11 protein-coding genes are annotated in these 14,185 nt (G+C 73.6%); 7 read left to right on the forward strand and 4 right to left on the reverse strand.

Annotated features, from left to right (window positions below):
* Window positions 1-19: 19 nt before the first annotated feature.
* Window positions 20-700, reverse strand: coding sequence for an HD domain-containing protein (locus IF17_RS0117440; protein ID WP_030566930.1), 681 nt, complete (start codon window positions 698-700; stop codon window positions 20-22).
* A gap of 157 nt (window positions 701-857) precedes the next feature.
* On the opposite strand from IF17_RS0117440, the gene IF17_RS0117445 reads away from it, so the two are divergent.
* Complete coding sequence (locus IF17_RS0117445; protein WP_030566932.1) at window positions 858-1,562, forward strand: maleylpyruvate isomerase family mycothiol-dependent enzyme; 705 nt, start codon at window positions 858-860, stop codon at window positions 1,560-1,562.
* Between the two features lie 50 nt (window positions 1,563-1,612).
* Here the strand turns inward: IF17_RS0117445 and IF17_RS0117450 are convergent, their stop codons facing one another.
* Window positions 1,613-5,467: a HEAT repeat domain-containing protein gene (locus tag IF17_RS0117450; protein ID WP_030566933.1), complete on the reverse strand. Its 3,855-nt coding sequence runs from the start codon at window positions 5,465-5,467 to the stop codon at window positions 1,613-1,615.
* A 119-nt stretch (window positions 5,468-5,586) separates the two neighbouring features.
* Between IF17_RS0117450 and IF17_RS0117455 the strand changes: the two genes are divergently transcribed.
* From IF17_RS0117455 to IF17_RS0117470, 4 genes are all read left to right on the forward strand, one after another.
* Complete coding sequence (locus tag IF17_RS0117455; protein ID WP_063830232.1) at window positions 5,587-6,051, forward strand: hypothetical protein; 465 nt, start codon at window positions 5,587-5,589, stop codon at window positions 6,049-6,051.
* 108 nt (window positions 6,052-6,159) lie between these two features.
* Window positions 6,160-6,909: a LamB/YcsF family protein gene (locus IF17_RS0117460; protein WP_030566937.1), complete on the forward strand. Its 750-nt coding sequence runs from the start codon at window positions 6,160-6,162 to the stop codon at window positions 6,907-6,909.
* Window positions 6,906-7,652, forward strand: a complete 747-nt coding sequence (locus tag IF17_RS0117465) for a 5-oxoprolinase subunit B family protein (RefSeq protein ID WP_051884037.1) — start codon at window positions 6,906-6,908, stop codon at window positions 7,650-7,652. The genes IF17_RS0117460 and IF17_RS0117465 overlap by 4 nt, the downstream gene beginning before the upstream one ends.
* The gene (locus tag IF17_RS0117470; RefSeq protein WP_030566941.1) at window positions 7,649-8,518 is read left to right on the forward strand and encodes a 5-oxoprolinase subunit C family protein; all 870 of its coding nucleotides are present in this window, start codon (window positions 7,649-7,651) and stop codon (window positions 8,516-8,518) included. Before IF17_RS0117465 ends, IF17_RS0117470 begins: the two co-directional genes overlap by 4 nt.
* 4 nt (window positions 8,519-8,522) lie before the next feature.
* Here IF17_RS0117470 and IF17_RS0117475 read toward each other — a convergent pair whose 3' ends face one another.
* A complete protein-coding gene (locus tag IF17_RS0117475; RefSeq protein ID WP_030566942.1) occupies window positions 8,523-10,415 on the reverse strand; it encodes a heavy metal translocating P-type ATPase in 1,893 nt (630 codons plus the stop codon).
* A gap of 290 nt (window positions 10,416-10,705) precedes the next feature.
* Between IF17_RS0117475 and IF17_RS0117480 the strand changes: the two genes are divergently transcribed.
* Window positions 10,706-11,395, forward strand: coding sequence for a copper homeostasis protein CutC (locus IF17_RS0117480; protein WP_030566944.1), 690 nt, complete (start codon window positions 10,706-10,708; stop codon window positions 11,393-11,395).
* A 103-nt stretch (window positions 11,396-11,498) separates the two neighbouring features.
* Here IF17_RS0117480 and IF17_RS0117485 read toward each other — a convergent pair whose 3' ends face one another.
* On the reverse strand, window positions 11,499-13,580 hold the full coding sequence (locus IF17_RS0117485; protein WP_030566946.1) for a HelD family protein: 2,082 nt from the start codon (window positions 13,578-13,580) through the stop codon (window positions 11,499-11,501).
* Window positions 13,581-13,988: 408 nt separating this feature from the next.
* On the opposite strand from IF17_RS0117485, the gene IF17_RS0117490 reads away from it, so the two are divergent.
* Window positions 13,989-14,177: a hypothetical protein gene (locus IF17_RS0117490; RefSeq protein WP_030566947.1), complete on the forward strand. Its 189-nt coding sequence runs from the start codon at window positions 13,989-13,991 to the stop codon at window positions 14,175-14,177.
* Window positions 14,178-14,185: the final 8 nt, after the last annotated feature.

Consider the following 14,185-nt stretch of genomic DNA (forward strand, 5'->3'; position numbering starts at 1 on the left):
CCGGACCTGGACCGGACGATCAGCGCAGATCGGACGACGACCCCAGCAACTCCAGCTCGGTCGCCAGGTTGTGCCGGGCCCGCGCCTCCCACTCGGCGGCCCCGTGCGGCGTACGGAACAGCCTGGGCAGCGCGAGGAGTTGCCGCAGCATCGCCGCCCGCCCCGCCAGGAACGCCTCGTCGGGCAAGAACCCGTACTCCTCCCGCACCTGCGCCGCATAGGCCGCGTACTCCTGCGGGCTCCCCGCCAGCACCGCCAGGTCCGCATCGCACAGCACCTCGCCGTTGCCGTCCCCCTCGGCCGGGTCGTGCGTCACGGTGAGCCGGACCAGCCGCGCGACCTCCGCCGTCACCGCCTCCCCCACCCCCGCCTCGGGCAGCGCCCGCTCGGCGAGGGCGGCGCTGCGCTCCTCGTTCTCCGTACGGTCGGGCCGGTACACCGCGTCGTGGAACCAGGCGGCCAGCCGCACCGCGTGCACATCGGCGGCGTACGGGGCCAGGGTGTCGATCCGGTCCAGGACCGCCGTGAGGTGGGCGGTGGTGTGGTAGTGCCGCTGCGGCTCGTCCCAGCGGGCCAGGAGATTCTCGGCGTACGGCAGCGGGTCGGGGCCGGGCGCTCCCGAACGGGTGGCGAGGAGCGTGTCCCGCCAGCGGTCGACCAGGGCGGTACGGGGGTCGCGGGGGCGCGGGCTGTCCGTCATGGGACGACCCTAGAGGCTGGGTCGTCCCGTACGGATGCGAGGCGCCGCCCCCCTGTACGGATGCGAGGCGCCGCCCCCCTGTACGGATGCGAGGCGCCCCGTACGGATTCCGGCATCCCGCCGCGACCGGCGACCTCCCTGCGGTTGGCTGAGGGTCATGACTTCTGCTCCCGTACGCGACCCCGAACTACCCGGCCTCCTCCTGCGCACCGAGCGCGATGTCTTCCTCCCGCTGCTGCGCGCCACCCCCGAGCCCGCGTACGCCCTGCGCACCGCGTGCCCCGGCTGGACCGTCCGCGATGTCCTCGCGCACTGCGCCGCCGCCCTGACCCGGGTGGTCGCAGACCGGCTGGAGAAAGGGGTGTTCTCGCCCGAGTCCAACGAACGGGACATCGAGGAGCGGGCCGGGCTGCCCCTGCCCGCCCTCCTCGACGAGCTGGAGCGCGGAATGACCGAGGCCGGTCCGGTGATCGCCGCCGCAGGCGGGAAGCTGGACGGGGTCGCGCTCGGTGAGTGGGTGCACGCGGGGGACGTGCGCGAGGCGTGGGGCCTCGACGGGGCGTACGCCGGGCGCGGACTGGCGTACGCCCTGGGCCTGCTGGAGGGCGTGGCGTACCGGAAGGAGATGCCGCAGATCGTCGCGGACGTGGACCTTGACGTGGACCTGGAGGGCTGGGGAGCGCCGCGCCCGCTCGGTGTCCCCTCGCCCGAAGGCCGGCCGGCGGGCCGGTACCACGGCGACGGGCCCACCCTGATCCGCCTGTACGCCAACCGGCCGCTGGTAGGCACACGGTACGAGCTCCACGGCGTACGCGAAGGTGACCTGCACCTCTTCGACCGGCCGCCGAAGCTGGACGGCTGAGGGCGGGTGGCGACCGGTCTCCTGACCGCGTTTCGGGTGACCGCGTTTCGTCAGCCGCCGGAAAGTGCCGTGCGGGACAGGAGTTCCCTCGCCGCCGTCCTCGTCGCCTCGTCCTCGTCGTTCAGGGCCACCTCGCGCAGGACGGCACCCGTGCGGGGGCTCGACGGCCAGCCCAGTGCCAGCATGTGGAGGACCTTCCGCCGTACCTCCGGGTGGGCGTCCCCGGCCGCCCGGGAGCCGACCAGAGCCTCCCCCTCCTCGCCGCCGGCCCCGGTCACCCACCAGCGGAGCGCGGTGAACCGCACGTAGTGGTCGGGGTCGGTGACGGCGCACCGGCGGAAGGCCTCCTGGGTGTCCTGAAGGCCGCCCCAGCGGAGGCCCAGCGCGTTGAGCGCACCCACGCGGGTGCGCTGGTCGGTGTCGTCGGTGCCCTCGGTGACGGCGCGCACCAGAACGTCCCGGACGCCCGGGAGATGGGCCCAGTGCTCACACAGGGCGTGCAGCGCCGTGTTCCGACAGCGGTGCCCGGGATCTGCCGCGGCGTTCGTCACCAAGGCACCGACATCGGCACGGTCCGTCCACCGTGTGGCCAGCAGCTTCATGGCGGTACTGCCGACCAGGCGGTCCTCGTGCTCGGCCACGATCCGCATCAGCACGGCCAGGGCTTCGTCGTCGTCGGGCCAGTCGTCCGCCAGCGCGTCGAGTGCGTTGGCGCTGGTGAAGTGGTAGGGGTGGTCGGCAGCGGCGAGGACCAGCGCGCGCGCTTCCTGATGGGAGGACCAGTGCTTCGCCAGACCTAGCAGCACGGTGGCGCGGGTGAGTCCGTCCCACTCGTCGTCGCCGCAGGCGCGAATCAGCAGGTCGCGAACCTCGTCCCGATCGGCCCAGTGGTCGGCCAGCGTCCACAGCGCTGTTCTGCGAACCTCGGGGCTCCGATCGTCGGTGGCCACCCGGACGACGACACTGGGGGCGTCCTGGTCGTCGTCGGCGTAACGGACGCCGATCACCTCCACAGCGGCGCCGCGGACCTGCTCGGGCCTGTCCTCGTGGGTGCTGAGGAGGATCAGGGACCGGACGTGCGGATCGCGGGACCACCGCTCGCCCAGGTGTTTGAGGGCGGCTACCTGGACGTCGGGGCTCTGGTCCGCCGTGGCGGCACGGACGAGTGCCTCGCGGACGCCGACGTACGACGGCCACTTCCTCGCCAGTATCCCCAAGGCCGTGGTGCGGGTGGCCTCGTGGCCCGCGGCGGAGGAACGGCTGATGAGGAGGTCACGGATCGCGTCGCTCCGGGGGGCGTGTTCGCCGAGTGCACGGATCGCATGCCGGGGCAGCTCCTGGCCGGTGTCGTCGGCGGCCAGCCGCATAAGGAACGCGAGAGCGTCCGGGTAGCCGGTGCAGTAGCGTTCGAGCGCCTCGACCGCGACGCTGCGCGTGTTCGCCTGCTCGTCGTCCTGGGCCCGCCGGATGAGCAGCGACCGGACCCGCTCGTCGCCGTGCCACCGTTGGCCGAGGGCCCGCAGTGCGTCGCTGCGCATGAACGGATGGCCGCCCTCGATCGCGGTCCGCATGGCCAGATCACGGATGGACTCGTCGTCGGACCACCAGGCGCAGAGGACGTGGAGCGCCGCGCCGCGCGTACCCTCGGCGGGGTCCTCGGTCACCCGGGAGATGAGGAACGCCCGGACGTCCTCCCTGGCGTGCCACACCTCACCGAGCACCTCCAGCGCCATGGAGCGGACTCTGCGACCGGAGGGGGCCGTCGCCTCGCGCAGGACGAGCCCGCGGAGTACGTCGTCGTCCGGTCTCCGCAGCGCCAGCTCCGAGAGGAACATCAGACGGTCGAAGCCGTGCCAGCTCCCCCGGGCGAGTGCGGCCAGCTCCTCCTCGTCCTGTTCCAGGGCGAAGGCCAGGACCGCGGCCGGCTCCTCGCTGAAGGAGAACTGGCCGCTGAGCCGGTACCACCTCAGGTAGGGGGCGCGCCCGGCCCAGTACCGGCTGAAGGACGACAGGGCGGACCAGGCCTCGCCCAGGAGCCAGGGCCCTTTGGAACCACGCGTGTTCAGGACAGCTGTCAGAGCACCGACGACGGCGACGCTCCGGGCCGCCAGCGCTCCCGGCTTCGCCACCTCCGCCAGCGCACGCAGGGCCAGCACCGCGCAGGAGGCATCGACCGGATCCCGGCGCCGGGCGTGGAGCTCCAGGAGACGGTCGACGGCGGCCGTCGCGTCGGCGCTGTCCAGTTGCCCGATGAGCAGCAGCAGTGCCTCGTGCCAGGCGGGGTCGGCGGCTCGCGCGGCCACGACCTCCTCGATGAGCTCGTCGGGAGTCCAGCGGCCTTCCTCCTGGTAGCGGTACGCGATGTCGGCCGCCGCCAGGTATTCGAGGAACGCGCGGTGGACGAAACCGTAGATCTGACCCCCGTAGTGGGCCAGGATGAAGTTGCGTTCGTGCAGCTGCGTGACCATGGCCCGCGCGGCGGGCACGGCCTGGACCCGGGGCACTCCGCGCTGTCCCAGGTAGTCGCCGAAAGCGCCTTCCAGGTCTCTCACGTGCAGGTGGTTGCCGGCGATACCGCTGTGGCCCTCCTGCATGCGGGAGGCCAGCAGGCGCAGGAGTTCCAGGCGCTCGGGCGGCCCCAGGGCGTCCAGCACCGCCGCGGCGGCCGGGGCCGAGGGGACGGTGAGCAGCTTGGCGGTCCGGTCCCAGTGCTCGACGAGAACCGCGACCGCCTGCTCGTACGCTTCGCGCCGGTTGTTCGGGAGGGCACGGCGGCTGCCGATGATGGCCAGGATGGTGAGGAGGAGGGGGTTGCCCGCCATCTCCTCCAGGGGCCGTGAGTTCTCCGTCGCCGACGTCATCCGCTGCGCCAGCTCCTTCGCCCGCGCGGGATCGTCGGCGAAGGCGCTGCGGTACCAGCGGTCCAGGAAGGCGGAGATCCGTTCCTCGTCCAGGTCCTGGACCTTGAAGTGGGCGAAGCCCGCTCCGTCCAGGACCGCGCGCTGGTAGCCGATGACACGGGACGTCACGGTGATCCGGGCCGCGGGCCAGCGGTCGGCGAAGGCGGCCATGCGGTCGGTGGCCTCCGCCCGCACCTGGGGGTCGAAGATCTCGTCAAGGCCTTCGAAGACCACCCAGGCCCGCCCCTCGGCCAGCAGGCACTCCCGTACGGAGGGAGGGACACCGAGCCCGAAATCGCTGTGCCGGTGGTCGAGGAACTCCTCGAAGCCGCTGTGCCGCCAGCGGTCGTCGGCGTACTGCCGCAGCTCCACCATCAGGGGGACCAGGCCCCGCAGCGGGCGCGGGGCCTCCTCCGGCTCGCCGCGGGTGAGCAGCAGCGTCAGGTAGCGCATGAGCGCGGACTTGCCCCCGCCGGGATCACCGAGGAGGACCGTACGCTCGCCGGAGGGTCCGGCCAGCGCTTCCAGCACCCCCTGCTCCGGCCGTTCCAGGTAGGAGTTCCGCAGGTGCTCGAACGACTCCCGGTCCGTGCCCGGTGGCAGGAACCCGTCGTCCCCGAAGCCCTCCTCCAGCAGGCGTCTCTCCAGCTCCCGGGGCAGTTGTACGGGTGGTGGATCGGCCCGCACGGCGGGGACGACGAAGACGTCCGTCAGCCGGATCACCGGGGCGTTCTCTCCCGGCGGGGTGAGAACTCCCAGGTCCAGGCGGCCGTACACCTGCTCGGCACGCGACGCGTACCGCGCGACGGCATCCGCGACCTCCTGATCGGAGGCCCGGTCGGGGGTGGCCGGCCCCGGAGCCGTGGCCAGCGTCAGGCTCTTGATGATCGTGGCGCCGTCCCCGGTGACCACGATCTCCGCGTCCCCGCCGACGGCGACGGCCCGTTCGGCGCCCGCGTGCGTCTTGCCCCGCTTTTCCGCACCGGGCGACGGTCCTCCGATCAACGGTCCTCCAAGTGATGCGGGGCGCAGCGGCCGGACAAGGTTATCGGCGGATTCCGGCATCCGATTCCCCTTCGGGCAAAGCCTGTTGGGTGCCGTGTGACGGTGCCAGGATGGTGCTCATGACTCGACGGGCAAGGATCATCGTGTGGGGCGCCTCCGTCCTGTGCGTGCTGGTGGCCGCAGGGCTCGGCGCCCTGGCGGTCGCGGGAGGCCTGGACCGGGCGGACAAGGTGGCGAGCATCGTGGGGGCGGTCATCGGCCTGGCCGGGCTGGTCGTCTCCCTCTACGCGTTGCACCGCAGCCCTGCCCCGGGGCCGGTTCCCCCGGCTCCCGGCCCGGCCGCGGGGACGGGAAGTGCCACTGTCGCGGAAGGCGTCCGGTCGGTGGCCGCCGGTGGGAGCATCGGGCGGGCCGTCACGGGTGACGGCGTCTCGCTCACGGGCCCCGCTCCCGTGCTGCCTCCGAGCAGCGGCAGCGGCGGCGGCGGCGGGGCGGCAGGCTCGGCCCGGGCCACGGGCGAGCGGAGTGTCGCGGCCGGCGGTGACATCGGTGAGGCCGTCACCGGCGACGGGCCCCGGGCCTGACCCACTCCGGCGCCGCGGCCCGGCGGTGTCCGACCACGTCGGCCTTCCGCCCCTCGGACCGGCCCTTGTCGCCCCCGGGCGCAGTCAATAGCGTGCGCTCTCGTGAAGATGGACCTGAACGCGGATCTCGGCGAGGGCTTCGGCCGCTGGACCCTGACCGACGACGAAGCGCTCCTCGCCTGTGTCACCAGCGCCAACGTGGCGTGCGGGTTCCACGCGGGCGACGCCTCCGTCATGCGGCGGGTCTGCGATGCGGCGGCCGCAGGTGGCGTACGGATCGGGGCGCAGGTCTCCTACCGGGATCTGGCCGGGTTCGGGCGGCGGGCGATGGAGGTGCCGGCCGACGAGCTGGCCGCCGAGGTCGCCTACCAGATCGGTGCCCTGCGGGTGTTCGCCGAAGCGGCCGGCTCCACCGTCTCGTACGTCAAACCGCACGGCGCCCTCTACAACCGGACCGTCCACGACGAGGAGCAGGCCGCCGCCGTCGTCGCGGGCGTCCGGCTCGCGGGCGGGGGCCTCGCCGTCCTCGGGCTGCCCGGCTCCCATCTGCTCGCCCACGCCTCCGCCGCCGGGCTGCCCGCCGTGGAGGAGGCCTTCGCCGACCGGGCGTACACCGCGCGGGGCACGCTGGTCCCGCGCGGCGAGGCGGGCGCGGTGGTGCACGACGCCGACGACGTCGTACGCCGCGGGGTCGGCATGGCGCTGGACCGGGCGGTCACGGCGGTGGACGGCAGCCGGATACCCGTCGAGGCGCGCTCGCTCTGCGTCCACGGCGACACCCCGGGCGCTGCCGCCCTCGCGCGCCGGGTGCGGGCGGCGCTGGAGGACGCGGGCGTGCTGGTGGAGGCGTTCACATGAGGCTGGAGGACGACGGTCAGGGCGGTACGCAGGCCCGCGAGGTGCGTGTGCTGCCTGCCGGGGCGCACGCCCTCCTCGTCGAACTGGCCGACGGCGACCACGCCGAGGCCTTCCACGCCGAGCTCCTCCGCCGGCGCGAGCGGGGCGCACTGCCCGGTGTGCGCGACATCGTCCCCGGCGCCCGGACCGTCCTGCTCGACGGCATCGACGGCATCGACGGCATCGAGGACCGGGGCGGGCGCACCACCGCCGCCCGCGACCGGCTCGCGCGCGAACTCGTCTCCTGGACCCTGCCGCCCCCGCGCCGTGAGGTGCGCGACGCGGTCGAGATCCCCGTCGTGTACGACGGTCCCGACCTGGCGGAAGTCGCCGCGCTCTGGGGCGTCGGCGCCGACGAGGTGCCCGCACTCCACTCCCGTACCGCGTTCCGGGTGGCCTTCTGCGGGTTCGCGCCCGGGTTCGGGTACCTCACCGGGCTGCCCGAGCGGCTGCATGTGCCCCGGCGCACGACCCCGCGTACGAGGGTTCCGGCCGGGGCGCTGGCCCTCGCCGGGCCGTACACCGGGGTCTACCCGCGCCCTTCGCCCGGCGGCTGGCAGCTCATCGGGCGGATGGTGGACCCGGCGGCGGCCCTGTGGGACCCGGGCAGGGAGCCGGCGGCGCTGCTGGGGCCCGGGACCCGGGTACGGTTCGTGGCATCCCGGGCCTCCGTGCCCGTACCTCGTACGGAGACCCGTTCATGACCCCCGTACGGGGCGGGCTCCTCCGCATCGTCCGCGCCGGCGCCCTCACCACCGTCCAGGACGCCGGCCGGCCCGGCTGGGCGCATCTCGGCGTCGGGCGGGCCGGGGCCCTCGACGCGCCCGCCGCCCGGCTGGCCAACCGGCTCCTGGGCAACCCGCCGGGCGCCGCCCTCCTGGAGACCACCGTCACCGGGTGCGCCGTCCGCCCCGACCGGACCGTGGTGGCCGTCGTCGGCGGTGCGGGGTGCCGGGTGACCGTCGACGGGCGGCCCGTGGCGTGGGGCGCGCCCGTACGGGTTCCGGCGGGCGCGGTGCTGGACGTGGGCCCCGCGCTCGACGGCGTACGCGGCTATCTGGCGTTCGCGGGCGGCCTGGAGCCGGAACCGGTGCTGGGCAGCCGCTCCGCCGACCTCCTCTCCGGGCTGGGCCCGGCCCCCCTGAGCGACGGTGACACGCTGCCCCTGGGCGAACCGGCCGACGGGCCACCGCAAGGCCCCACTCCCTGGCCCGGAGCCCCCGCCGAGCTGGTGCTGCCCCTCCACCTCGGCCCGCGCCACGCGTGGTTCACGGCCGCCGCCCTGCGCACGCTCACCACCGCCGCGTACCGGGTCTCCCCGCACAGCAACCGCATCGGCCTCCGCACCGAAGGCCCCGCCCTGGAGCGGGCCCGCGACGGCGAACTGCCCAGCGAGGGCATGGTCCTGGGGGCGGTCCAGGTGCCCCCGGACGGCCGGCCCGTCGTCTTCCTCAACGACCACCCGACGACGGGCGGCTACCCGGTCGTCGGCGTCGTACCGGAAACCGCCCTCGCCGGGGCGGCGCAGGCGGTTCCGGGAACGCGGGTGCGGTTCTCCGTACGAGCGTGAGCTCTCAGGCCCCCTTGAAGCCCCGCAGCCGCAGCGAGTTGCCGACCACGAACACCGACGAGAACGCCATCGCGGCCCCGGCGATCATCGGGCTGAGCAGCCCCGCCGCGGCCAGCGGCAGTGCGCCGACGTTGTAGGCGAAGGCCCAGAAAAGGTTCGTCCGGATCGTGGAGAGCGTGCGGCGCGAGAGCCGGATGGCGTCCGCGGCGACCCGCAGGTCTCCCCGTACGAGGGTGAGGTCACCGGCCTCGATCGCGGCATCCGTCCCGGTACCCATGGCCAGACCCAGGTCGGCCTGGGCGAGGGCGGCGGCGTCGTTGACCCCGTCGCCGACCATCGCGACGCTCCGGCCCTCCGCCTGGAGGCGCTGGACGACGTCGACCTTGTCCTCGGGCATGACCTCCGCGTACACCTGCTCGGCGTCGATGCCGACCTCGGCCGCCACCGCCTCCGCGACGGCCCGGTTGTCGCCGGTGAGGAGGATCGGGGTGAGCCCCAGGGCACGCAGCCGCTCGATGGCCTCGGCGCTGGTGTCCTTCACCGCGTCCGCCACCTCCAGGACCGCCCGTGCCTCCCCGTCCCACGCGACCGCGATCGCCGTGCGCCCGGCGCGCTCGGCCTCGGCCTTGGCCCGGGCCAGACCGTCCGGCAGCCGGATCTCCCACTCGGCCAGCAGCTTCTCCCGGCCGACGAGGACGGCGTGTCCGTCCACCACGCCCTGGACGCCGAGTCCGGGGATGTTGGTGAAGTCCTCGGGGGTGGGGAGGGGGGATCCGTCGCCGAGGCGTTCGACGGCGCCGGCCGCCACTGCCTGGGCGATGGGGTGTTCGGAGGAGTGTTCCAGGGCGCCGGCCAGGCGCAGGACGTCGTTCTCGTCCGTGCCGTCGGCGGTGTGGACGGCGAGGAGGGTCATCTTGCCGGTCGTCACTGTCCCCGTCTTGTCGAGGACGATGGTGTCGACGCGGCGGGTGGTTTCGAGGACTTCGGGGCCCTTGATGAGGATGCCGAGCTGGGCGCCGCGTCCGGTGCCGACCATGAGGGCGGTGGGGGTGGCGAGGCCGGGGACGAAGACGGCGGAGATGCGGTCGGCGAGGCGTTGGGCTGCTGCTTTGCCGTTCTGGGCGTCTTCGACGAGGCGGGCCATGCGGGCGAGTTGGGTGCCCAGCTCCATGAGCGCCCGGAGCGCGGCCCCGGCCTTCCGCTTGGAGCGGGCCTCGAACCAGCGCCCGGCGAGGATGAAGGCGGTCACTCCGGCGGCGGCTTCGAGGTAGATGTTCCCGGCGCCGTCGCTGCGCGCGATGGTCAGCTCGAACGGGTGGGTCATGCCGGTCATGCCCGCCGTACCGAAGAACAGCGCCCAGACCGACCACAGGAACGCCGCCGACGTGCCGACCGAGATCAGTGTGTCCATCGTCGCCGCGCCGTGCCGGAGGTTGGTCCAGGCGGCGCGGTGGAAGGGCCAGCCGGCGTAGGTGACGACGGGGGCGGCGAGGGTCAGGGAGAGCCACTGCCAGTTGTCGAACTGGAGGGCCGGGATCATCGCCATCGCGATCACCGGGACGGCGAGGACGAGCGAGGTGATCAGGCGCTGGCGGAGTGCGGTGAGCCCGTCGTCGGGTTCGGGCTCCGCGGCCTCGCTCCTCTCCGTATCCGGCGGCGGTGGTTCCTGAGCGGTGTAGCCGGTGGCCTCGACGGTGGAAATCAGGTCCTGTACGGAGACGTCCTCGCCCCGGTAGGTGACTTTCGCCTTCTCGGTGGCGTAGTTGACGGTCGCCTCCACGCCGTCCATCCGGTTGAGCTTCTTCTCGATGCGGGCCGCGCAGGAGGCGCAGGTCATCCCGCCGATGGAGAGCTCGACGGTGCCGGTGGCCGGAGCGGTTGCGGAAGCGGTGTCCATGCCGGTGACGGGTGTGACGGGTGTGACGGGGGTGGCGGAGTGAGTGGGCACGGGGTCCTCCTGGCGGCGGTCTCAGATACCCCTGGGGGGTATCACTTCCTCTCCCCATGTATACCCCCCACCCCTATGAAGCGCAAGGCGCGCCGGGGGGCATCTGCCGGGCGGGGTCGCGCACCTCCGCGATCATGCGTTCAGACGGAGGGCTGCGCGGCCACTCGGCCGCCCCGTAGGCTGGCCATTGGACTAGACCTATAGCTGCGTTCAGCTGCGTATCGGAGGAATGGGGACCCATGAGCAACCGTGCAGTCCTGGAGGTGATCGCTCTCGACGCGGAGGACGCGGTCGCCGCCCAGGCAGGTGGTGCAGACCGCCTCGAACTGGTCACCGACATGGCCGCGGACGGCCTGACCCCGTCACGGGAGACCTTCGCGGCGATCCGGTCGGCCGTGGACATCCCGCTGCGCGTGATGCTCAGGGTGGCGGACGGCTTCGCCGCGGGTGACATCGATGTGCTGGTCGGCAAGGCCCGCGAGATGCGGAGGGCGGGCGCCGACGAGTATGTCCTCGGCTTCCTCGACGAGGACGGCCACGCCGACCTCGTGGCCGTCGAGCGGATCGTCGCCGAGCTGGACGGCGCCCGGTGGACGTACCACCGCGCGATCGACCGGGCCGCCGACCGCGACGCCCTGCGCAAGCAGCTCGCGGACCTGCCCGGCCTGGACACGTACCTCACGGCGGGTTCGCCGGCCGGGGTCGACGACGGCATCCCGACGCTCCTCACCGAGGCCGCCCGCACCGGGCAGCCGGGGTACGAGCCGCAGATCCTGGTGGGCGGCGGCCTCCAGCTCCACCACCTGCCGCAGCTGCGGGCGGCGGGCATCGACGCCTTCCACATCGGCGGCGCGGCCCGTCCGGCCGGCTGGTCGGCACCGGTGGACGCGGCGGCGGTACGGGAGTGGCGCGAGGCGCTCGACGCCTGATCCAGGAGGCCCTGATCCAGGAGGCATGGGGCGGGCGCCGCGACAGGCCCCGCCCCTCCCCGGCCGCAACAGGCCCCGACCCTCCCCCCTCCCCTCGGGGGGACTACCCCAGCGCCTCCGGCAACGCAGCCGCGTGCACCACCGTCAGCCCCGACACCGCACGGGTCAGCGCGACGTACAGCCGCCGCAGCCCGGTCCGCTCGTCCGGCTCGCCGTCCACCACGGCCGCCGGCTCGTCCAGCACCACGTAGTCGTACTCCAGCCCCTTCGCCAGCGACGCGGGCACCAGCGTCAGCCGCGACTCGGCGGTGGTCTCCTCACCGGGGGACAGGTACGCGTGGCCCGCCGCCTCCAGCGCCGCGCCCAGCGCCGGAATCCGGGCGTCGGCGGCGATCAGCCCGATGGACCCCTCCTGCAGCAGCGACTCCTCGCAGGCGGCGACCACGGCAGCGTCCAAGGCATCCGCGCCCGCCACCTCCCGTACCACCAGCGAACCCGGTGACTCCCGCACCGACTCCACCGCCGCGAGCCCCGGCGAGATCGCGGGCAGCAGCCGGGAGGCGTACGCGATCACCTCGCGCGGCACGCGGAAGCCCGCGGTCAGCTCCTCCACCACCGCGTCCCCCTTCCCGAGGTGGAACAGCGCCTCGTCCCAGCTCTCCGTGGACCACGGCGTCGTCCCCTGCGCGAGGTCTCCCAGCACGGTCGCGGAACCGGTCGAACACCGCCGCCCCACCGCCCGGTACTGCATGGGCGAGAGGTCCTGCGCCTCGTCGAGCACCACATGGCCGAGCGAGTGCGTACGGGCCACCAGGTCACGGGCCTCGTCGATGAGGACCGCGTCCGCCGCCGACCACCTGGCCGACTTCACGCTCCGGGCGGGCTTCGCCCAGAGGATCAGCTTCTGCTCGTCCTCGCTGAGCAGCCCCTCGGCGTGGACGGCCAGGAACTCCGGGTCGGCCAGCAGCCGCAGCACCAGCTTCTCCGGGTCGACGGCGGGCCAGATCGCCTTCACGGCCGCCTTGACCGCCGGGTTGCGGGCCACGGTGTTCTGCACCCGGTCGTCCGGGGCCTCGCCCGCCTCCTCCATCCGAACGAGGACGGCGTGCGCGATCCGCTGCGGCAGGGCCTCGTGGGCGGAGCCGTACCGCATGTCCCGGGCGAGCAGCTCGTCGACCATCTCCTCGATCTCGTACGCGGGCACCCGCCAGCGCCGTGATCCGCGCACGACCACGACGGGCTCGGTCGGACGGGTCACATGCGAGCGGATGGCCCGGCGCAGCACCTCGGCCATCCGGGCATCGCCCTTGATGACGGCGGTGGCCGCGTCGTCCGTGCCGCGCACCTCCACCCCCGCCGTCACCAGGTCGTCGACCGTGGCCTGTTTGACCTCCAGCTCACCGAGGGCGGGCAGGACCTGCTCGATGTAGTGGAGGAAGGACCGGTTCGGCCCGATGACGAGGGTGCCGGTACGGGCCAGCCGCTCGCGGTGCGCGTACAGCAGGAACGCCACCCGGTGGAGGCCGACGGCGGTCTTCCCGGTGCCGGGACCCCCTTGCACGCAGACGGTGCCGCCGAGGCCGCTTCGTACGATCTCGTCCTGCTCGGGCTGGATGGTGGCCACGATGTCGCGCATCGGGCCGACGCGGGGCCGCTCGATCTCGGCCTGGAGGAGGCGGCTGGTGTGCGCGACCTCGGCGGGGTCGGTGAGGTGCTCGTCCTCGTACGCGGTCAGCTCGCCGGCCGTGTACCCGAAGCGGCGGCGGAGCCCGACGTCCTGGGGGTTCTTGGGGGAGGCCTGGTAGTACGGCTGGGAGACCGGGGCCCGCCAGTCGATGACCATCGGGTCCCCGGCGGCGTCATGGACGTGGCGGCGCCCGATGTAGAACCGCTCGCCCTCCGAACCTTCGGCGAACTCGCCGCCGACGGCGTGGAGGTAGTCGAGGCGGCCGAAGAACAGGGGGGTGTGGGAGAGGTCGGCGAGCGCCTTGATGCGGTCGTCCATCTGGGACTGGAGCACGGCGGCGTTGACCCAGTTCGCCGTGACATCACGGATGTCGAGGGCCTGGACGTCCTCGCGCATCGCGCGCAGGGCGGCGCGGGACGCGGCGAGATGGGCGCGTTCGTGCGCCAGGGGGTCGGCGGGGTCGGTGGTGGAATCGCTCTCTGCTACGTGCGCGGGCACGGTGTTGCCTCCGGCTCTTCAACGGCTCTTCAACGGCTCGTCGACGACCTCTCGACGGCTTTCGACGGCTCTTCGACGCAGGACGGCGGACCGCCCACCGGGTTCCGGCGGGAGCCGGAGCAGGACGGTCCGCTCGGAAGGTTCGTTCGCGTGTGTCGGCCGGTTTCCGTCCGGTCGGCGGCGCTCCCGGGGCCGTCGATACGGCGTGGGAGGCGGGCAGACCGGCGATTGTAGCCACAGGGCGGGGCGGCGGCGAAACGGATTACGGCCCTCCCGGGGGTGGAGGGGCCAGGGGTACCCGTAGGGGATGTGTGCGGCCCGAGCGGTACCGGAGAGCTACGAGCCCGGCGCGCAGGTTCCCTCTGCGGGCCGACGCGCCCAAACGGGTGACGGGAGCACCATGGATACATGAGCACAACCACCCTGAACCCCCGCAGGACCGGCCCCGCGCACGGCGCGACCGCGGTCACCGGTCACCATCGACCCCATCGCGTCGGCGACGCGGTGCGCGCCGTGAAGGTGTTCGTGACGGCGGCGTTCAGCGTGGTCGTCCTGGGGGAGTACGCGGAGGGCGCGGGCGTACGACGCGGCCACTGAGCCGTCCC

This window comes from Streptomyces cyaneofuscatus (assembly GCF_000718135.1).
Taxonomy (GTDB): Bacteria; Actinomycetota; Actinomycetes; order Streptomycetales; family Streptomycetaceae; genus Streptomyces; species Streptomyces cyaneofuscatus.